A 21,143-nucleotide genomic window follows, 5' to 3' on the forward strand; every position below is an offset into this window, starting at 1 on the left:
ATGTCATTAGAAGAATTCATTCCCTCGAAGCCCTGCACGTTTGGCGTGGAGCTGGAGATGCAGATCGTCAATCGCCACGATTACGATCTGACGAAAGCGGCTGCCGATCTGATGCGGCTCGTGGCCAAGGAGACGCATCCGGGCGATATCAAGCCGGAAATGACGGAAAGCATGATCGAGCTGTCGACCGACATCTGCCATCACCACAGCGATGCCGTCACCCAGCTCAGCCGGATTCGCGATGTGCTCGTGGCGGCGAGCGAGCAGTTGAACGTCGGTCTGTGCGGCGGTGGCACGCATGCCTTCCAGCGCTGGAGCGAGCGCACGATTTACGACTCGCCGCGTTTTCACTTCCTCTCCGAGTTGTACGGCTATCTCGCCAAGCAATTCACCGTGTTCGGTCAGCACGTGCACATCGGTTGCCCGGATCCGGACAGCGCGCTCTACCTGCTGCATGCCATGTCCCGTTACATCCCCCATTTCATCGCGCTGTCGGCCTCGTCGCCGTACGTGCAGGGGGTCGACACAGGTTTCCATTCGGCGCGTCTGAACTCGGTTTTCGCGTTCCCGCTGTCGGGTCGGGCGCCGTTCGTCCTGAAGTGGGAAGACTTCGAAACGTACTTCGACAAAATGGTGAAGACCGGTGTTGTCGAGAGCATGAAGGACTTCTACTGGGACATTCGGCCTAAACCGGGTTTTGGGACGATCGAGGTCCGGGTGATGGATACCCCCCTCTCGGTCGGTCGCGCGGCCGCTATCGCCTGTTACATCCAGTCTCTGGCGAAGTATTTGCTCGACGAGCGTCCGTACGTGCTGAGCGAAGACGATTACCTGGTCTACACGTTCAACCGTTTCGAAGCGTGCCGTTTCGGTCTGGAAGGCGCCTATGTGAATCCGCAGAACGGTGAACGCACCACTTTGGGGCAGCACATCGCCCAAACGCTGGAAGTGATCAAACCGTATGCGGCGGCGCTGGAGGCCGAAGCTGCCTGCAAGGAGATTTCGGATCTGGTCGCGTCGGGCAAGAACGACGCCGTGTGGCTGCGTGAAGTCCACGCCGACGCGAAGTCGCTTAACGAGATGGTGCGTCAGCAGTGTCTGCGATGGGCGGCATGATGTGACGTAACCATGGCACGCGATGCGGATCTCGGCGTGCTTGTCCCCGGTGATACCCGTGGTTAAGCGATCGGTGTCACGAAACCCCGCCTTGGCGGGGTTTTTTATTGCCCGGACGGTTTGCAGCAGGCGATTTGTGCGGCACTCGGCAAGAAGTGCTTCCGCTGTGTGCCGCCTGCGAGCCTGAATGCCCTGGAAACGCCCGAATCACGCATCGCGAGCGCTGCGTTTTCCACTGTTCAGGATGACCCGGTTTTGCGGTTTTTGCGGCGCTCGTAGCAAGGTTTTAAGGTTTTAATAGGTTTACTGTATGTATACATAGTAGTAGTTAACAAAGGCAGCCCACTCCTGTGGATAACCACAGTTAACGTCGTGTAAACAGCAAGTTGCCGGAATGAGAACTGGATGGAAAAACAGCGGGTATCCCGGGAACAACTCTGAACAGTTTTTGCCCCCTGTGGAAAGATTCGCGACTTATCCCGAACCCATGCACATCTAGTCCGATGACTTATCCAGAAAGTTATCCACAGGCGCCTAAATATTGTGCATCAGACCCTCGAAAACCCGGTTTTGTGGATAATTTTGATGTTTTTACTTGGGCTGCCAGGTTCGCGGCTACAATCTCGCCACTTCGAATTTCGACTTAACGAGCGTGGTGCAAGACACGATGAATGCTGGTTTCGCTGGTGGTAACGGGCGAATCCTGCGGCACTGTCAAATTCCTCTCATTGCGTGTCCCGAAGGTGTTGCCGGCGGACACGCGAATCCGACTTTTTTGCGAAACGCTGTCATCGACGTTTGACGATCGACGGTTGTGTTTCAAATCGTTTGCGTTCTATCCGAATCGCAGGAGAGGTGGTGCGCGTGTGAAAAGCGTCGGGCGCGGCAGGATTGCCTTGGCGATCGAGAGATATTTCGGACGAGGGGGCCGGGACTGCGAGGTTGGCGCGGAGGATCGTTATGGCCTGCGAGCCATGTCTGACGAGGCTTTGCCGCACGCATGCGATTTTGGTGCGGGGTGCGAGGAGGTTTGTCTCGACGTGGCTTGTTACATCTGTTCAGTCGCTTGCGTGATTCGCATGGGATGCGAAATATTTCCGGCCATACAACGCTTCGCACCGCCAGTGAGCAGGACACCAATATTTTGTAAACATCGTGAGTAGGATTTGGGAGATCAGTACAAGAACTGATACGCCAAAATTCAACTCAGAACACACAATGGAATCGTGGTGGGACGGCAAGTTCAACAGCGACCTGTCGTCGCGTATCGACACGGAAGTGGCTTAGGGTTTCCCCCGGGCGGGGCGCCGAAAGATTAGGAAAGATTTAGATGAGACGTGTGATGCACCGCCCGTGAGTATATTTGACAAGCTGTTTTACCGACGTATAGTTTTTAGAAATCCTAACGAAAATCATGGCTACTCCGACCCCACTAGATGAAGCGCTGTCCAAGCGCGTGACAGCAGGTTTGTTGCGCATGGGAACTGCGTTACGGAGCCACGCCTGGGAGGGCGCGGCATTGGCTGGATTGACGCCGACGCAGGGTGAGATTCTCACGCTCCTGCTCATGCGCGGCGTGCCGATGCGATTGGGCGAGATTGCGGAGGATGCCGCACTCACATCGGCCACGGTCAGCGAGGCCGTGAGCACACTGGAAAGCAAGGGGCTTGTCGAGAAACGACGCGATGCCAACGACGGTCGCGCGCTGGCGCTGCGTCTGACGGCACGTGGCAAGACGGCGGCCAAGAAGGCGTCGCAATGGCCGAACTTCCTTACCAGCGCCTCGGATTCGCTCGGCGAGAAGGAGGGCGCACAGCTCTACCGCTCCCTCGTCAAAATGATCTTCACGATGCAGGAGCGCGGCGACATGCCGCCCCAGCGTATGTGTCTGACCTGCAGCCATTTCGAAGTGTCGGCGCGGGGCAAGGCCCAATACCACTGCAATCACTTCAACGAAACTTATGACGATTCGCGTCTGCCGCTCGACTGCAACGCGCATGAAGACGCCGACATCGTCACTCAGCGCAAGGTCTGGAAGCTTTATAGCAAGACCTGAGCGGGCGACCGGCAATCGTGACGCGAACGCGGCGCCAACGAGGGGGGAGAACGTCATTCGGTACCGGGTGACGTTTTTTTTCGTCGAGACTTGTCACGCACACGACCGCCGCGTGCCTGTACACTGCGCTTTTTTGCATCCACGAAACCTCGTCGCATACAGATGGCAGCCAAGCGCAGAATCGAAGTCAGAAAGTCGGGCGTCCACGGGAAGGGGGTGTACGCGGTCAAGCGGCTCAAGAAGGGCGATCGCGTGATCGAGTACAAGGGCGAGATCATTTCGTGGCGCGAAGCCTTGCGCCGCCATCCGCATGATCCGGCGCATCCGACCCACACGTTCTACTTCAGCCTGGAAGATGGTCGTTGCATCGACGGGAAGGTCGACGGTAACAACGCTCGCTGGATCAATCACGCCTGCTCGCCGAATTGCGAAGCGCGTGAGGAAGGGGAGCATGTCTACATCTACGCCACGCGCGAAATCGAGCCGGGCGAAGAACTGTTCTACGACTACGGTCTGGTCATTGACGCGCGGTACACGAAAAAACTCAAACGCGAATACGCCTGTCACTGTGGCAGCAAGGCGTGCCGCGGCACGCTGCTCGCGCCGAAGCGCTGAGCGCGTGACGTTGCCCGGCGGGGCTTAGCTGGAGGCGCGGTCGCCGGCGAACTGATCGATTTCCAGGGCGAGATCGACGTCGCGCTGGGTCAGGCCATCTGCGTCGTGCGTCGAGAGGGTGATGTCCACACGGTTATAGACGTTGAACCACTCCGGGTGATGGTTCATTTTCTCGGCTTTGAGCGCGACCTGCGTCATGAAGCCGAAGGCCTCGTTGAAGTCGTGAAACGTGAAGCTGCGCTGGATGGCGTCGCGTCCGACCACCTGGTGCCACTCGGGCAGCACTTCGGTCAGGCTGGCGCGTGCCTCGGATGAGAGTCGTGTTGTCATGGCATTCCTTTCAAAGCATGCAGTACGTGAGTACGCATCGGTACCGGTGAAACGGCAGGGATGCCGTTTCATGCAATCTATTGTTTCACAGGCAGACGCGGCGTGTGCGTGAGCGCCCTCCCATAGGCGAAAAGCCGCCCGGAAAAGGGCGGCGCATCGGGCCGGTGGAGGCGGGCTCGGGAAGCGCTGGAAGCTTTCGGCCCGCATGCCCCGGGCCGTGCCATCATGCCGCGAGCAGGATCGGCGTATCTTCCGTGCGGCGGACGTCGGCAGCAAACGCCGGTGCTTGCGCGAGCGACTCGAACAGCGCGGGCAGGTCGGCGCGCATGGCGTCGAACAGTTGAGCGAAGTCGTCGATCACGAAGTACGTTTGCTGAAAAGTGTCGATGCGGTATTGCGTGCGCAGCACCCGTTCGAGTGAAAACCCAATGCGGTTCGGCTCGCGCGAGGTCAGCGAAAACTCGGTTTCGCCGCGGCTCGAGACGATACCCGCGCCGTAGATGCGCAGCCCGTCGCCGTCACGCATGAGACCGAATTCGACCGTGTACCAGTACAGGCGAGCGAGCAACGGCAACGCGCCCAGCGATTGCGCGATCTTGCCGGCCTTGCCGTAAGCCTGCATGAAGTCGGCGAACACCGGATTGGCGAGCAGCGGCACGTGGCCGAACACGTCGTGGAAGCAGTCGGGTTCCTGCAGGTAATCGAGCTGGTCCGGGCGACGCATCCACCACGTGGCCGGGAAGCGGCGATGGGCGAGATGGTCGAAGAAGACGTCGTCGGGCACGAGTCCCGGCACCGCCACGACCTGCCAGCCGGTCGCGGCCATCAGTTTTTCGTTCAGGTGTTCGAACTCCGGCACGCGACGTGCGTCCATGTCGAGAGCGCGAATACCCTCCATGAAGGCATCGCAGACGCGGCCCGGCAGCATGGCCGTCTGGCGTTCGTAAAGTTGCTGCCACACCGCATGATCGACCGCGCCGTATTGATCGACGGGTTGATCGATGGTGAAGTCGGGGCGGGTCGTGAGACCGGCGGCGAATTGCTCTTCGAGCATGGCAGTAAGGGACATGATACGGACGACTCAATCAAGCGGTGACATTGATTGAAAGTGTAGTGCGCATGGCATGCGAAATGGGCGCATAATGCGCCTGTGGTGAAAGTCGTTTGCATTAATTTCGCATAAAAATACGATTTATTGCGGAGATTCGTCATGCTTGATCTGGATAGCTTCGATTTGGCACTTCTGGACGCATTGCAGAAGGAGGGCCGAGCCACCCATCACCAGTTGGCGGAACACGTGGCGCTGTCCGCGTCGCAAATCGGCCGACGCCTGCAACGGCTCGAAGCCGCAGGGGTGATCGAGGGATATCGCGTGGTGTTGCGGCCCGAGGCGTTGGGCCTGGCGGTGACGGCGTTCACGACACTGCGCCTGCAGCATCACGGCGATCAGGTCATCGAACGTTTTCAGGCGGAAATCGATCTGTTGCCCGAAGTGCTCGAATGCCACGCTGTGGTCGGCGAGGCCGATTACCTGCTGCGTATCGTGGTGCCGGATCTGAACGCGCTGTCGGCGTTCGTGATGAAACGGCTGATGCAGGTGCCGGGCGTGGAGAACGTGCGCTCGAACATCGTGCTGAGCGCCTTCAAGCGCAGCAACGCGCTGCCGTTGCACTATCTGGCGAACCGGCAAGGGCGCTGATCGCGGGCGGCGCCAGGTCGCTTTGCCCTGGCAACCCTCGGGCGGCCCGTCACTGGCTCATCGGCTCACTGGCACCGGCGAGACGTCAGTCCGCGGGCATCAGCCATGGCTTGACGTAGCGCCCGTAGATCAGCGACTGGATCAGGGCAACCGTCGAGCCGATCAGCACTTCGATGACGCGCAGCATGGCGAGGTTGAGCTCCTCGTGCAGCCCCTGTCCCTGACCGCTCAACGCCGCCGACATCAGAATGACCACCGTGGCCGGCCCCAGACGCCAGTTCGCCGGATAGTTCTGCACCAGCATCGCCGCGAGCGTGGCAATCGTGATGCCCACGAGCATCGCTGCCAATCCCGGCCCCATCACCAGCAAGACGATACAAGCCACGACTGCGCCCGTAATCGTGTTGATCGAACGCGCCTTGAAGTTGCTGCGGGCCTGCAGCGGATCCGGCTCCGTCACGATGATGAGCGAGATCATTGCCCAATACGGCTCGGGGAAACCTGCGGCGCGAAGACCGAACCAGACGATCAGCGATCCACTGAGAATCTTGATCAGATAGACCAGCGCGTTCTTCTTGGGATGGAGAAAGGCGATGGACATGGGCACGCGTGGGTGGACACGGAAAGATGCCAGTGTGACATAGGGCGATTCCGGCGCATAACCTGCTGATGCGCTTGTCATACCCGCTGCAGAACCATTTCGAAGTCACACCGACTCCCTCGGCAATGGCGGTTCCCGACCCGGACAATTCCGACCCGGACGTGCCACGAATCCGAAATGTCGTGTCCTGCCGTGAAAAGCGCGGGGAAACGGTTCGAGATGCCAAAGACTGCGGGTTAGAATCGGCACACCAGAACTCGGGAGGAGTCCGGCATGTACAGCCGATCGCAACGCGTCTGGCCGGCCGCGCCATTGGCGTGGGTGGCACTTTGTCTTGGAACGATCGTGACGCCGGTTGCACAGGCTGCGCGGGTCGTGAGTGTGAGCCCGCAGGGTGAGGTTGCGACCGTCGATCAGGTTGTCGTCAAGTTTGACGAAGCGATGGTGCCGGCGGGCGACCCACGCGCGCAGGCGCCTGCTGCAGTGCGTTGCTCCGACGCGTCGCTGACCGGCGACGGGCATTGGCTCGAACCGAAGATCTGGGTCTACGATTTCAAACAGTCGCTGCCACCGGGCGCGAAGTGTTCCGTCGAGATGCGCAGCGGTCTGGCGGCGGTCTCCGGCACGGCGCTGTCGGGCACGACGCGCTATGCCTTCAACACCGGCGGTCCCGCCGTATCGTCCATCCGCCCGTCCTACGGTCCCATCGACGAGAATCAGATCTTCATTCTCACGCTCAACGGCCCTGCAGCACCTGACACCGTGCGCAAGAACGCCTGGTGCGAGACCGAAGGGGTGGGCGAGCGCATCGGCGTGAAATGGATCGAGGGCGACACCCGGACGGCGCTGCTCAAACGCTTCAACCTGGACAAGCAAGCGGCGCGCATCGTCATGCTGCAGTGCAATCGCACGCTTGCCGCGGGTGTGAAGATGCATCTGGTCTGGGGCGCAGGTATCGCCACGCCATCGGGGGTCCCGACAAAACAGGCGCGCCGGTTCGAATACGAAGTGCGAGAGCCGTTCACTGCCAGTTTCAGTTGCGAGCGTGAGAACGCGAATGCGCCGTGCACGCCGTTGCGCCCCCTGCGTCTGACGTTCAATTCGCCGGTCGCACGCGACATGGCGGCAAAAATCCGTCTGCAGGGTGCCGGGGCGGAGCGTTCGCCCAAGTTCAGTGATACGGATCGCACGTCGAGCGTGAGCGACGTGACGTTCGACGCGCCTTTCCCTGAAAAGGCCGAATTGACCATCGCGCTGCCGAAGGGCTTCACCGACGACAGCGGCCGCGCGCTCGACAACGCTGGCGAATTCCCGTTGAAGACGAAGACGGCGACCATGCCGCCGCTGGCCAAGTTCGCTGCGGCGCCGTTCGGCATCGTCGAGCGTTTCGCCGAGCCGGGCATGCCGCCCATGCTGCCGGTCACGCTGCGCAAGGTCGAGCCGGCGCTCCAGGTGAATGGCCTGGGCGTATCGGGCGAAGCGGCTGGCGGTGCGCCGAACGGGCGCACGATGCAGCTGCGCGTCGACGACGACAACGAAGTCATGAACTGGATGTCGCGCGTGCGCCGATTCGACGAGACGTCGATGACGCGCAAGCAGATCGCGCAGGAAATGCCGTCGATTCTGACGGCGCCGGCGGCGAAGGACACCTTCGGTCCGAATGCCGCCGTCATTGTGGAGGACAAGGTCACGCGCTACGACACGCGCAGCCTGTCGTTGCTCTCCGGATTACCGGGCGTTCAGGCGTTGACGTTGCCCGTGCCGAAAGAGAAGGACCTCCGTCCGTTCGAGGTGGTTGGCATTCCGTTCCAGAAGCCCGGCTTCTATGTGGTGGAACTCGCCTCGCCTTCGCTCGGGGCGGCGCTGCTCGGCAAGTCGTTGCCGATGTACGTGCGCACCACGGTGCTCGTCACCAATCTCGGCGTGCACTTCAAGATGGGCCGGGAAAACGCGATCGCCTGGGTGACGACGCTCGACAAGGGGCAGCCGGTAGCCAACGCGAAGGTTCGCGTGCTCGACTGCGACGGCACCGAAGTGGCGACCGCCGTGACGGACAAGACCGGCGTGGCGAAGATCGACAAGTCGTTCGAGAAGTACCGGTACTGCGAGAAGACGATGCGTTCGGGCTACTTCGTGGTGGCGCGCACGCAGGGCAGCGATCCCGACATGGCGTTCGTGTCGTCCGACTGGAACCGTGGTATCGAGCCGTGGCGCTTCCATGTGCCGACCGATGGCGGCAGCAGCCCGACCGTGCGTGCACAAACGGTGTTCGACCGCATGCTGTTTCGCGTTGGCGAGACCGTGTCGATGAAGCATTTCATCCGACAGGAGACGATGCAGGGGCTGGCACTGCCCGCGAGTTTGCCGTCGCAGTTGACGATCACCCACGAGGGGTCCGGGCAGACTTATACGCAGCCCATCAAGTGGCGCGACGGGCGTCTGGCCGAGAACACCTTCCAGATCCCGCAGGGCGCGAAGCTCGGCGAGTATGCGGTGTCGCTCGATTACACGGACGCCGATTCGCGGCCCAAGGCATATCCGACATCGCTTGACGGCGGGCGCTTCCGCGTCGAGGCATTCCGATTGCCGGTGCTGGCCGGAACGATTGGCGTGCGCGACGCCGCCAAGTCGCCGCTCATCAACAAGACCGAGGCACCGGTCAACGTGCAGGTGAACTTCGTGGCGGGCGGCCCGGCAGGCAACTTGCCGGTACGCGTCTCGGCGTTGTTGCGCGTGCGCGATCTCACGTTCGATGGTTACGACGATTTCAGCTTCACGCCATATCGGCCGCCGCAGGCGCAGTCGGGCGCGGACGACGACGATCAGGGTAATGATGAAAGCTCGGGGTCGAGCGATCAGAAGCTGGTGGCCGACAAGCAGCGGCTCGTACTGGACCGCAATGGCGCAGGCAGCCTGACGCTCAAGGACTTGCCGAAGGTCGATCGTCCGAGCGATCTGGTGCTCGAAGCGAGCTTCTCGGATCCGAACGGCGAGATTCAGACGCTTCGCGGCAACGCCACGTTGTGGCCTGCCAATCTGATCACGGGCGTGCGCAGCGAAAGCTGGGTCTCGGTGACGAACAAGCTGCCGGTGAAGGCACTGGCACTCGATTTGCAGGGCAAGCCGAAGGCCGGCGTGGCGATGGACGTGCGCGCCGAAGCGCGTATCACGACGAGCAGCCGCAAACGCATGGTCGGCGGCTTCTACGCCTACGACAACCGCACCGAGGTCAAGGATCTCGGGAACGTATGCAGTGGCAAGACCGACGATCGCGGCTTGCTCTCGTGCGATGTCTCGCTCACGCAGCCGGGCGAAATCACGCTGGTGGCGCAGGCCAGGGATGACAAGAACAACCTGAGCACGTCAACGACCAGCGTCTGGGTGACCGGGCGCGGCGAGGTCTGGTTTGGCGGGGACAACACCGACCGCATGGATGTCTTGCCGGAGCGTCGTGCCTACGAACCGGGCGAGACGGCGAAGCTGCAGGTGCGCATGCCGTTCCGTTCGGCCACCGCACTCGTCGCGATCGAGCGCGAGGGCGTGATGGAGACGCGCACGATGGAGATTTCGGGCAAGGACCCGAACGTTTCCCTCAAGATCGATCCGTCCTGGGGGCCGAACGTGTACGTGTCGGTGCTTGCGGTGCGTGGTCGCATTCACGAGGTGCCGTGGTATTCGTTCTTCCAGTGGGGGTGGAAGCAGCCGCTCGAATGGTTCCGCGCGTTCTGGTACGAAGGGCGGGAATATCAGGCGCCGACAGGGTTGGTCGATCTGGGCAAGCCGGCCTATCGTTTCGGCGTGACCGAACTGCGTGTCGGCACCGCCGGGCAGCGTCTGGGCGTCGAGGTCAAGCCCGACGCGGCAACGTATCCGATACGCGGCCATGCCAAAGTGCGCATCAAGGTCACGCAACCTGACGGCAAACCGATGGCGGCGGGCACCGAGGTGGCGGTCGCGGCGGTCGACGAAGCACTGCTGGAGCTCGCCCCCAATACGAGCTGGAATTTGCTCGATGCGATGTGGCAACGCCGCAGCTACAGCGTGACGACGGCCACCGCACAGATGGAGATCATCGGACGCCGTCACTACGGGCGCAAGGCCGTACCGGCGGGCGGCGGCGGGGGCAAGAGCCCGACGCGCGAGCTGTTCGACACGCTGTTGCTCTGGCAACCGCGCGTGGTGCTCGACGACAAGGGCGAGGCGAGCATCGACGTACCGCTCAACGACTCGTTGTCGAGCTTCCGCATCGTGGCGGTGGCCGATGCCGGCAAGCCCGGCGCGCAGGCGCTGGGCTGGTTCGGCACGGGGACGGCGAAGATCCGCACCACACAGGATCTGCAACTGATTTCCGGACTGCCACCGCTGGTGCGCGAAGGCGACAACTACCGGGCCCAGTTCACCGTACGCAATACGACGCAGCACGCCATGCAGGTGCAACTGACCGGCCGGGCGACGCAACTGACGCTTGCGCCACAACGGGTCGACGTGCCGGCAGGCGAATCGCGCGAAGTATTCTGGGAGGTGACGGCGCCGACCGGCGCTGCGGACACGCGGGCGCAACGCCTGTTGTGGGAAGTCAGCGCGCAGGCACCCGCGGTCGGTAACGCACCGGCTGCCAACGATGCCATCAAGGTCGGTCAGGACATTCAGCCGGCGTTGCCCGCGAGCGTCCAGCAGTCGGTGCTCATGCAGGTCGAGGGGAGCCTCACGTTGCCGATGGCGCCGCCTGCCGGAGCCGTGACGGATAGCACCGGCAAGCTGCGCGGCGGCGTTCGCGTCAACCTGCAGCCACGTCTGTCGCAAGGATTGCCCGGCGTGAAGCGGTGGTTCGAGCTTTATCCCTATGCCTGTCTGGAACAGCAGGCATCGAAGGCGCTCGGGTTGCGCGACATCTCGCAATGGAAGCGCGTGATGGGGATGTTGCCGTCGTATCTCGACGAAGACGGTCTGGCGAGCTATTTCCCGCCGCAGGAGGGCTTCGCGAATCAGGGGAGTGACACCCTGACCGCGTACCTGCTCGCCGTGAGCAACGAAGCGAAGGCGCTGGACCCGGCCTATGCACTGCCGGATGACGCGCTGGCGCGCATGTCGGATGGCCTGACGGCCTTCGTCGAAGGGCGTCTCACGCGCCGCTTCTGGGCGCCGCGCGACGATCTGACGCTGCGCAAGCTCGCCGCCATCGAGGCCCTGTCGCGATACGGCCGGGCCAATGCCCGCATGCTGAGTTCGCTCACCTTGGCGCCGAACGACTGGCCGACATCGGCAGTCATCGACTGGTACGCAATTCTGCAGCGTCTGCCCGATGTGCCGCAGCGTGCCGAGCGACTCGCGCAGGCCGAGCAGATTCTACGGGCGCGCCTGTCGTATCAGGGCACGCGCGTCGGCTTCTCGACGCAAGGCACCGACGGCCTCTGGTGGCTGATGGTGGGGCCGGAGACCAACGCGGCCCGGCTGGCGTTGCTGATGAACGCGAATCCGGCGTGGAAGGATGAAATGCCGCGACTCGTGATCGGTCTGCTGGGGCTGCAGTCGCGCGGCGCCTGGTCGACGACGACGGCGAATGTCTGGGGCGGCCTCGCGGTGGATCGCTTCTCCGCACGTTTCGAGCGTGACACGCCGACCGGGCAGACGGCGGTCCAGTGGCAGCGCGACAACCAGACGAGCGGCGGCGTGCAGACCGTCGACTGGGACAAGCTCAAGGCGGGCACCGTGCCGCCGCCGGTGTCGTTGCCGTGGCTGGGCAACGCAACGGCAGGATCGGACAACGCGCGCGATGTGCTGCGTCTCGAGCAGGCCGGGGCGGGCAAGCCGTGGGCGACGATCCAGAGTCTGGCCGCCGTGCCGCTCAAGGCGCCGTTCTCTGCAGGCTACCGTGTGACGCGAACCGTGCAGGTACAGGACGCCGCGGACCGCTCGGGTGAGAGCTTCGTGCGAGGGGCGGTGCTGCGTGTACGGCTCGACATCGACGCACAGGCCGACATGCGCTGGGTGGTGGTGAGCGATCCGTTGGCCGGCGGCGCGACGGTACTGGGTGGCGGCCTTGGCCGAGATTCCGTCATCGCCACGCAGGGCGAGAAGGCCGAAGGGGCCATTCCCGCCTTCGAGGAACGGGCGCAGGACGCTTACCGTGCGTATTACGACTTCCTGCCCAAGGGACAGCATCGCATCGAGTACACGGTCCGTCTGAACAACGTGGGCAAGTTCGCGACGCCGCCCACGCGCGTCGAGGCCTTGTACGAACCTGCGATGTATGGCGAGACGCCAAACCCGCCGGTGCAGGTGGTGCCGGCGAAGCAATGACTACGGGAGCCGGACAGTCATGACGTCTACCTTTTTTGCCCCGGCGGCGGCGCTGCCTCGTGAGGCACGCCGCTTCTGGTGGCTGGCCGCCATCGCCGGCGCGGCTTACGCCCTTGCACTGCGCGGCGCACCATATGCCGACCAGGCCGTCGCGAAGGCGCTCCTGTGCGGGTTGCTGTTGTTCGCGGCGATGTATCACCGAGTCCCGCGCGAGCGCGTGTGGCTGTGTGCTGCGCTGGTCTTCTCGGGCGCAGGCGATGTCCTGCTGGCGTTGCCCGCAGTGGCACAAGGCTTCGTGCTCGGGCTGGGTGCGTTTCTGTTGGCGCACCTCGCGTATTTCGTGCTGTTCTGGCGATTGCGTCGTCGCTGGACGCAGGTGCCCGGCTGGCACCGGATTGCGATCGTGCTGGTGTGGGTGACGGCGGCGCTCGCGTATGCGATGTACTGGCCGGGCATGGGTGAGCTGAAGGCGCCGGTGGCCTGTTACGTCATCGTGTTGGCGACGATGGCCTCGGCGGCGCTGCTGGCGGACCTGCCGGGCGAGTGGGCGGCCGTTGGTGCGTTGCTTTTCACCGTGTCCGACGCGCTCATCGGGACCACGCGTTTCGTGGGCACGTTTGCAGCACAGGAGTACGCCATCTGGATTCTCTACGCGTTAGCGCAGTTGCTGCTGACGGCCGGCATCATGGCGATCCGACCGGAAACTGCGCCGCCGACGCCGGACAACAACGGGGCTGCGCGCAGTGCCTGATATGCGTCGCCGCTGTTCGTTCGTCCGATCCGGTGTCGTGCGTCGCGCCCTGTGCGGCGTGGCGCTGGCATTGGGGCTGCTTCAGGCTACGGCGCCCGCCGAGGCCGTGCCGTCGTTTGACGAGGTGCGTCGGGACTGGCGTGCGTCGGACTGGATTCTGCTCGACCGTCGCGGTGAACCGTTACAACGCCTGCGAGTCGACATGCAGGCGCAACGCGGCGACTGGGTCACGCTTGCCGATGTCTCCCCGGCATTTCGTCAGGCGTTGATCGTCTCGGAGGACAAGCGCTTCTACGAGCACAGTGGCGTCGACTGGCGCGGCGTGGCCGCTGCCGCCTGGGGCAATCTCTGGCATTCGCGCACGCGGGGTGCGTCGACACTCACGATGCAATTGGCGGGGCTGCTGGACGACGATCTGCGCCCCAGCGCACGCAATCGTTCCGTGACGCAAAAGATCGGTCAGGCAGCGACGGCCATGTGGCTGGAACAGCGCTGGCGCAAGGATCAGATTCTCGAGGCGTATCTGAACCTCGTGCCGTTTCGCGGCGAACTCGTAGGCATTTCCGCCGTCTCGCAAACGCTCTTCGGCAAGTTGCCCATCGGTCTGGATGCCCGCGAGTCGGCACTGGCGGTCGCGTTATTGCGCGCACCCAACGCGGCGGCGGCGCGTGTCTCGCAACGCGCGTGCGGCATGCTTCGCGACATGGGGCAGGCGTCGGAATGCAACGGTCTCAAGGGCTACGCGCAACTCGTATTCTCTCGACCGGCCAGCGTGATGACGACGCGCGACGCCGTCAATCTCGCACCGCATTTCGCCCGTCGTGTCTTCGGCGAAAGCCGTCCACCTGCGGGGACCCGTATCACCAGCACGCTGGACGTGAATCTCCAGCGCATGGCCGTGACGACGTTGCAGCAGACGTTGCGGGAGTTGGGCACGCCGGGGCGCTCTCGCAACGTGCAGGACGGCGCAATCGTCGTGATCGACAATGCGAGCGGCGACATCCTGGCATGGGTCGGATCCTCGGGCCCGCTGTCGTCGGCTGCGCAGGTGGACAGTGTGACGTCTGCGCGTCAGGCAGGTTCGACGCTCAAGCCATTCCTCTACGCACAGGCGATTGCCGAGCAGCGATTGACGGCGGCGTCGCTACTCGACGATTCCCCGATCGATCTGCCCACGGGGGGCGGTCTGTACATTCCGCAGAACTACGATCGGCATTTCAAGGGTTGGGTCAGTGCGCGCACGGCGCTAGGGTCGTCGCTGAATGTGCCCGCCGTGCGCACGCTCGTGATGGTCACGCCGCGCCGCTTCGCGCAGACACTTGTCGCGCTGGGACTACCCCTCACGCAAAGCGGCGACTACTACGGCTTCAGCCTTGCGCTCGGCAGTGCGGACGTGACGTTGCTGTCGCTCGCGAACGCCTATCGCGCGCTCGCCAATGGTGGCGTCGCCAGTGGCGTGAACGAGCGGATGCCACCGCCGCTTCAAAACGCAAACGCGCGCGTCGCTGGGCAATCAAAGGACGCCACGCGCAACGCACAGCGCACGACCGTGTTCTCGCCGCAGGTGAGTTTCATCGTGTCGGACATGATCGCGGACCGCCAGGCGCGCACGCGCACGTTCGGCCTCGACAGCCCGCTCTCGACGCGTTACTGGACGGCGGTGAAAACCGGGACGAGCAAGGACATGCGCGACAACTGGGCGGTCGGCTATTCGCGTCGCTACACGGTCGGCGTGTGGGTCGGCAACGCCGACGGTGCGCCGATGTGGGACGTCTCCGGCGTGTCGGGCGCCGCGCCGATCTGGCACCGTGTCATGGACTATCTGCATCGTCGCACGGCGAGTCTGCCGCCTCCGGCACCGCCGGGTCTGGAGCATGTCGCGGTGCAGTACGCCGAGCACGTAGAACCCTCACGCGAGGAATGGTTTTTGCCCGGCACGTCGCAGAGCACGATTGCACTGTCCGCACTGGCGACCAAAGCGCCAAGCGGGCCGCTGTGGCGCATCGCGGGACCGACCGACGGGACCATCGTGGCGCTGGATCCCGACATCCCGCCTGCCAATCAGCGGTTGTGGTTCCAGGTGGCTGCGGCGTGGCCCAAGGGCGCCGCATGGCGGCTGGACGGCAAGCCTGTGGCGGGCGCGGCTCGCGTCGGTTGGTTGCCGTGGCCCGGACGTCATACGCTCGAACTCGTCGATGCCTCCGGCGCCGTTCGTGACAGCGTGCGCTTCGAGGTACGCGGTGCGACCATCAACGACGGCAAGCGCATGCGCAATGCGAGTCGCTAAGCGCATGTGCGCAACATGCGCACGACGCGTCGCGAATAATTTTTGATGTTGCAGACGCGTTCACGCGATGCGCGCTACACTGAATTCAGACTTGGCAAAGCGTGACGCGATGTGACGGCGACGAGTGCGACCCCTGCCGCCGATGGCGCACGCCCCGAAGCGGAGACCTATCGATGATCACGCTGGATGCGCGGCAAACCGCGCACTTGTTGCCCTATCCTCAACTGGCCGACGGCATCGAGGCCATGCTCATGGAGATGCGCTCGGGCACCGCGCGCGCCCCGGAGCGTCTGCATTTTCCCCTGACCGAACCCGAACGTGGCCGCCGTGGCGGCGTGCTGCTGGTGATGCCGGCCGTCAATCGCGACGTCGCGATGACCAAGCACATTACCGTCCATCCCGAAAACTGCCGTGCAGGAAAGCCGTCGATCATCGGCGAAGTGATGGTGTTCGATCCGCACACAGGCGAGCGTCAGATGTTGCTCGACGGGCCGACCGTCACTGGACGCAGAACGGCGGCGGTCACGCTCTTTGCTGCACGCAAATTTGCGCCGCGTCCGAACGGGCCGGTGCTGATTGTCGGTGCGGGCGTGCAGGCGCGGGCGCATCTGGAGGCGTTCGCCGCCGGCATGGGCACGCGTCACTTCATGATCTTTTCCCGCAGCCCGGAGCGCGCGCACGCGCTGGCGGATCACGCCGCGTCGCTGGGCGTGGAAGCGACCGTCATCGACGCCATCGAACCAGTGCTCAACACCGTGAGCATCGTGATCACGGCCACGACCAGCAGCGAGCCCGTGTTGCCCGATAGCGATGCGATGCGCTGGCGCGACGACATCTTCGTCGCGGGCGTCGGCGCGTTTCGTCCCGACATGCGCGAATTGCCGCCGCAGTTGTGCCGCGACGCCGCCGTGCGCGGCACGCTTGTCGTCGACACATGGGAAGTGAAGCACGAGGCGGGCGATCTGCTGCATGCGGCCATCGACTGGGCGCGCGCAGCACCCCTCATGGACGCCATCATCACGCCCGATCGATTCCGGTCGAGCGGACCGGTGCTCTTCAAGAGCGTGGGTTACGCGCTGTGGGATCTGGCGGCGGTGCTATGCGCGCGCGCCAATCTCGCAAAGGACGGCGTGCCGGAAGCCTGAAGCGTCGGGCACGGGCACTGCGCGTCGCGTTCAGGCGGGCAGTGCGAACGGTATGCCCGCCGAGGCGCCGGTGATCGTCGCATTGCCGGGCATGGCATCGGGTGTGATCACATGCACCGGCAATCCCAGTGTGGTTTCGATGAGATCGGCGCGCATGACGTCGCGCGGCGCGCCCGTGGCGAGAATGCGGCCGTTGGCAAGCAGCGCCATGCGGTCGGCGTGACGTGCCGCCAAGTTGACGTCATGCACGATGGCCATTGCGCCGAATCCCCATGTCCTGGCGAGTTCACGCGTCAGCGAGAGCAGGTGATGCTGATGCGCGAGATCGAGCGCCGCGGTTGGCTCGTCGAGCAGCAAATAGCGAGGCACCGATGGCGCCTGCGGGTCGTCGTCCGGCCACAGTTGCGCCAGCACGCGCGCGAATTGCACACGCGCCCACTCGCCACCCGAGAGTGTCATGACGTCGCGATGCAGCAACGGCAACGCACCAGCGCGTTCGAGCGCTAGCGTGGCGATTTCGGTGTCGCTCAACGCGGACTGGCCCGCCGAGTTGCCTCGCGCACGGGATCGGGGGAACGGCAGGCGTCCCATGGTCACGATCTCCAACGCACTGAACGGGAACGACAATTGCGCCGTTTGCGGCAGCACGGCGCGCAAACGCGCCAGCGCCGCCGTGGTGTATTGCGAGAGCAGCGCGCCGTTGAGCGTGATGGCACCGCTCACGTGTGTGCGCGGCGGCAGCGGCTCGCCGGCCAGTGCCTTGAGCAACGTGCTCTTGCCCGCGCCGTTACGGCCGAGGAGCACGAGCAGTTCGCCGGGACGAACGTCGAGCGACAACCCGTCGAGCACGGGCGAATCGGTATGGGCAATCGTGAGGTCGTGTGCACTGAGCATGGCGAGGTCCTGATCCGTCGAGTCGGCCGGTGTCTCCGACGGCACCGGCAAGGCCGTCATAGTCCGAACTGACCGCGGCGGCGCCACAGCAGCATGAGGAAGAACGGTGCGCCGAGCAGCGCCGTCAGAATGCCCAGCGGCAACTCTGCCGGGGCGACCCACGTGCGCGCCACGAGGTCGGCGATGAGCGTGAGAATGGCGCCGAACAACGCCGCCGTCGGCAACACCGCGCGCGGATCCGGACCGACGACCAGTCGCACGATGTGTGGGGCGATCAGGCCGATGAATCCGATCATGCCGCTCGACGCGACCAGGGCGCCGACGCACAGGGCACACGCCACCATCACGCGCCGTTTCACGGACTGCACGGCCACACCGAGATGCAGCGCCTCCGCCTCGCCGAGCAACAACGCGTTGAGCGAGCGGCACTGCGTCGCGAGCGCGACGATGCCCAGCGCCACCGGCCAGACGATCACCGCGAGCATCGACCATTGGGCGCCGCCGAGACTGCCGAGTGTCCAGAAGGTGAGGGTGCGCAATTGGGTGTCGTTGGCGAGATACGTCAGCAAGCCAATGGCCGCGCCCGAGACCGCATTGATGGCAATGCCGGCCAGCAACAACAGGGGGAGCGCCAGACGTCCGCGTCCCGCCGCGAGACGGTAGACGAGCGCTGTTACGCCGAGCGCGCCAACGAATGCCGCCACGGGCAACAGCCAAAGGCCGAGCGAAGCGGCGAGCGCCGCCGGCAGCATGACGCTGCCGAGCACGATGACCCCCGCAGCGCCCAGCGCGGCGCCACTGGCCACGCCGATGAGGCCGGGGTCGGCCAGCGGGTTGCGAAAGAGCGCCTGTAGCGCGGCCCCGGCTGCGCCGAAGCCCGCGCCGACCAGAATGCCGAGCACGATGCGCGGCAGACGGATCTGCAACATCACGTTGCGCGCCTGATCCTGGACGAAGTCGCCCGTCGCACTGCGGAACAGGGCCGCGATGGCCTCGCCCGGGGCAATGCGATACGCCCCGCCGCACAGCGCCGCCAGCACGGCGAGCGCGAGCAGCCCGATGAGGACCGTCATGACGATCCATCGGGGAGGACGGCGGCGTGCGGCACCGGCGCGCCCGGCAGCGGGCGCCGGGGTACGCGCCGGGTCAGGCTTGGCGGACGGCAGCGGGTTGGGAAGCGGGGGAGCGGCTGACATGGCTTCGTTCACTGGCAAAGTCTTTCGGAGGCGGGCGCGATCGGATCAGGGCCCCGGTTCGCCGCGCCGGGGCGGCGGTGCCGGGACGCGTTCAAGTGGCGTGCACGCGCTGCGCGAGTTCGGCGACAGCCTGCGGCAGGCGCGGGCCGAAACCGAGCAGATACAGGGCGTCGAAGCTCACTACGCGCTTCGCGCGCCCGGCGGGCGTATTCGCAAGGCCCGGCTGCGCGAGCAGCGTGGCGGCAGGATCGGTGGGCGACGGTCCGGTCGTGGTCGTGAGCAGCACATCCGGTTGGGCGGCAACCGCCGCTTCGGCGGTCAGCGGGCGATAGCCCGTGAAGCCGCGCAGTGCGTTATCGGCGCCGGCGTAGGCGAGCATGGCGTCGGCCGCCGTGTCCTGTCCCGCGACCATCACCTGATTGCCCGTATGACCGAGGATGAACAGCACGCGGGGCCTGCGCGCGATGCCGTAACGTTGCTCGACCTGTTCGCGCGCGCTGCGCCAGTCAGACATGAAGTTGCCCGCCACGCGACTGCCCGACTCGGACATGCCCAGCGCGAGCGCGACGTCTCGAATGTTGTCGCGCACGAGTTCTGCGGTATAGCCGTGCGTAAAGCGCTTCACGGGTACGCCTGCCGCCGCGATCTGCGACAGGACGTTGGGCGGTCCGGCTTCCGCGCCGGCCAGCAGCAGATCGGGGTGCAGCGAGAGTACGCCCTCGGCCGACAGCGTGCGCAGATAGCCGATCTTCGGCAGTTTGGTCGCCGCCTCCGGATACAAGCTCGTGAGATCGTTGGCGATTACACGATCCTGCGCCCCGAGGGCGTAGACGATCTCGGTCAGGGCGCCGCCCGCGACGACGACACGCTTCGGCGCGGCCTTCGCGGGCGCTGCCGCATGCGCGAGCGCCGCCGGGAGCAACGTGCCCACGCACGCCCCTGCCGCCAGCGCAGCGCCGCCGGTCAGCAAGGTGCGTCGCGACACGCCATGGGCATCGCGGCGCGCGTTCATGCGTCGACCCCCGCGGCCGTTTGCTTGCCGTCGGCCTGTGCCACGCGCACCAGGGTTTCGCGCCAGCCTTCGAGCTCGGCGTGCCCCGGCTTGCGCTCGCCGAAGAACATGGCGATGACCATGCCCGAGGCGTCGAGCAATTCGAGCGACGAGACGATGCCGTCGGACGTCGGCTTGCGCACGATCCACGCGGTGTCGACGAGGTCTTCACGCAGATGCAGATTGAAGCCCGGATCGAGCACGTTCACCCACGGGCCCATCACGCGGATGTTCTTCACCGGGCCGGTGTGAATCTGGATCATGCCCGCGTTACCGACGAACACCATGATCGGCAGATCCGTGCCCGCAGCGTCTTCGAGCAACGTGCGCACCGATGCGGCACTCACCTGTTGCGCATGGCCTTCCGGCGCGAGACGCAACGCCTGCGCGCGCGACACGCCATGACGCTTGAGCATGTCGAAGAACTGGTGCGTGTCCGTCATGGCGAGCCAGTCGCGCTGGAAGGCGGCGGCGTCGATATCGGCGTCCGGCGTTTCGGCCTTCGGTGCGTCGGCGGTCGTGACGTGCTGGCCCGGCGTCTGATCGTCGGAACGGAAACGGGCGACGAGTGCGTCATACGCGGGCACATCGCTGTGATCGCGCAGGAACATCTTGTGCACGGCCGTGCCGGCCTTGTCGAAGAATTGCAGCGAGCGGCGCGGACCGTTCTCCGAAGGCGTTTGTACGGCGTAACCGTAGGCCCACTGGTGATAGAAGATGCGCAGGTCCAGATCCTTGCCGAGACCGAGGCCGATGGTGCCCTGATGCGAGAGCTTTTCGTATTGCCCGTCTTTCTCGTGCACGGCCGCGTTGTTGCGCGTGAGCGCCATCACGCGACCCAGCGCGGGCAGGGCTTCGACAATCTCGGTGAACTCGGGGCGCAGGCGCACCACATGCTCGCCAACGAACGCCGCGACAGTCTCGCATTCGGACACGCCAAGTGCGGCGGCGGCGTCGCGATCGCGCAGGTTCTGTTCGGTCTTCACTCGTTGGAATTCGCTGCGCAGACGGGTGACGTCGGCGAGCGCGGGGAGTGCCGGGTGGGCGGCGGAGGTGGCGTTTTGAGCGTTCATCATGGCGATTCCTTGATTGCGTGTTTGCT

15 protein-coding genes are annotated in these 21,143 nt (G+C 64.5%); 8 read left to right on the plus strand and 7 right to left on the minus strand.

Annotated features, from left to right (window positions below; genetic code table 11):
* The 3 genes from ABWO90_RS13045 (at position 1) to ABWO90_RS13055 (ending at position 3,787) form a co-directional block, all read left to right on the plus strand.
* A complete protein-coding gene (locus tag ABWO90_RS13045) occupies positions 1 to 1,116 on the plus strand; it encodes a YbdK family carboxylate-amine ligase (protein ID WP_353191658.1) in 1,116 nt (371 codons plus the stop codon).
* Positions 1,117 to 2,530: 1,414 nt separating this feature from the next.
* Positions 2,531 to 3,172: a MarR family winged helix-turn-helix transcriptional regulator gene (locus ABWO90_RS13050; RefSeq protein WP_353191659.1), complete on the plus strand. Its 642-nt coding sequence runs from the start codon at positions 2,531 to 2,533 to the stop codon at positions 3,170 to 3,172.
* A 162-nt stretch (positions 3,173 to 3,334) separates the two neighbouring features.
* The gene (locus tag ABWO90_RS13055) at positions 3,335 to 3,787 is read left to right on the plus strand and encodes an SET domain-containing protein (protein ID WP_353191660.1); all 453 of its coding nucleotides are present in this window, start codon (positions 3,335 to 3,337) and stop codon (positions 3,785 to 3,787) included.
* Positions 3,788 to 3,811: 24 nt separating this feature from the next.
* Here the strand turns inward: ABWO90_RS13055 and ABWO90_RS13060 are convergent, their stop codons facing one another.
* A complete protein-coding gene (locus ABWO90_RS13060) occupies positions 3,812 to 4,117 on the minus strand; it encodes a 4a-hydroxytetrahydrobiopterin dehydratase (protein WP_353191661.1) in 306 nt (101 codons plus the stop codon).
* Between the two features lie 223 nt (positions 4,118 to 4,340).
* Positions 4,341 to 5,186, minus strand: a complete 846-nt coding sequence (gene phhA / locus ABWO90_RS13065) for a phenylalanine 4-monooxygenase (protein WP_353191662.1) — start codon at positions 5,184 to 5,186, stop codon at positions 4,341 to 4,343.
* Between the two features lie 141 nt (positions 5,187 to 5,327).
* On the opposite strand from phhA, the gene ABWO90_RS13070 reads away from it, so the two are divergent.
* The gene (locus ABWO90_RS13070; RefSeq protein ID WP_353191663.1) at positions 5,328 to 5,816 is read left to right on the plus strand and encodes an Lrp/AsnC family transcriptional regulator; all 489 of its coding nucleotides are present in this window, start codon (positions 5,328 to 5,330) and stop codon (positions 5,814 to 5,816) included.
* Between the two features lie 85 nt (positions 5,817 to 5,901).
* Here ABWO90_RS13070 and ABWO90_RS13075 read toward each other — a convergent pair whose 3' ends face one another.
* Positions 5,902 to 6,417, minus strand: coding sequence for an FUSC family protein (locus ABWO90_RS13075; RefSeq protein WP_353191664.1), 516 nt, complete (start codon positions 6,415 to 6,417; stop codon positions 5,902 to 5,904).
* Between the two features lie 273 nt (positions 6,418 to 6,690).
* Here ABWO90_RS13075 and ABWO90_RS13080 point away from each other — a divergent pair, with 273 nt between their 5' ends.
* From ABWO90_RS13080 to ABWO90_RS13095, 4 genes are all read left to right on the plus strand, one after another.
* Positions 6,691 to 12,717 (plus strand): alpha-2-macroglobulin family protein, encoded by a 6,027-nt coding sequence (locus ABWO90_RS13080; RefSeq protein WP_353191665.1) that lies wholly within the window; start codon positions 6,691 to 6,693, stop codon positions 12,715 to 12,717.
* Between the two features lie 19 nt (positions 12,718 to 12,736).
* Positions 12,737 to 13,468 carry a lysoplasmalogenase gene (locus ABWO90_RS13085; RefSeq protein ID WP_353191666.1) on the plus strand — a complete coding sequence of 244 codons (732 nt, stop codon included), beginning with the start codon at positions 12,737 to 12,739 and terminating at the stop codon, positions 13,466 to 13,468.
* Between the two features lies 1 nt (position 13,469).
* Positions 13,470 to 15,755, plus strand: coding sequence for a penicillin-binding protein 1C (pbpC, locus tag ABWO90_RS13090; RefSeq protein WP_353191667.1), 2,286 nt, complete (start codon positions 13,470 to 13,472; stop codon positions 15,753 to 15,755).
* A gap of 173 nt (positions 15,756 to 15,928) precedes the next feature.
* The gene (locus ABWO90_RS13095) at positions 15,929 to 16,900 is read left to right on the plus strand and encodes a delta(1)-pyrroline-2-carboxylate reductase family protein (protein WP_353191668.1); all 972 of its coding nucleotides are present in this window, start codon (positions 15,929 to 15,931) and stop codon (positions 16,898 to 16,900) included.
* A 30-nt stretch (positions 16,901 to 16,930) separates the two neighbouring features.
* Here ABWO90_RS13095 and ABWO90_RS13100 read toward each other — a convergent pair whose 3' ends face one another.
* From ABWO90_RS13100 to ABWO90_RS13115, 4 genes are all read right to left on the minus strand, one after another.
* Positions 16,931 to 17,794 carry a heme ABC transporter ATP-binding protein gene (locus ABWO90_RS13100; protein WP_353191706.1) on the minus strand — a complete coding sequence of 288 codons (864 nt, stop codon included), beginning with the start codon at positions 17,792 to 17,794 and terminating at the stop codon, positions 16,931 to 16,933.
* A 56-nt stretch (positions 17,795 to 17,850) separates the two neighbouring features.
* Positions 17,851 to 18,990, minus strand: coding sequence for a FecCD family ABC transporter permease (locus tag ABWO90_RS13105; RefSeq protein ID WP_353191669.1), 1,140 nt, complete (start codon positions 18,988 to 18,990; stop codon positions 17,851 to 17,853).
* Between the two features lie 91 nt (positions 18,991 to 19,081).
* The gene (locus tag ABWO90_RS13110) at positions 19,082 to 20,002 is read right to left on the minus strand and encodes a heme/hemin ABC transporter substrate-binding protein (protein ID WP_353191670.1); all 921 of its coding nucleotides are present in this window, start codon (positions 20,000 to 20,002) and stop codon (positions 19,082 to 19,084) included.
* A complete protein-coding gene (locus ABWO90_RS13115) occupies positions 19,999 to 21,117 on the minus strand; it encodes a hemin-degrading factor (protein WP_353191671.1) in 1,119 nt (372 codons plus the stop codon). Before ABWO90_RS13115 ends, ABWO90_RS13110 begins: the two co-directional genes overlap by 4 nt.
* Positions 21,118 to 21,143 lie beyond the last annotated feature (26 nt).

The sequence above is a fragment of the Pandoraea pnomenusa genome (assembly GCF_040391475.1).
Classification (GTDB): domain Bacteria; phylum Pseudomonadota; class Gammaproteobacteria; order Burkholderiales; family Burkholderiaceae; genus Pandoraea; species Pandoraea pnomenusa_C.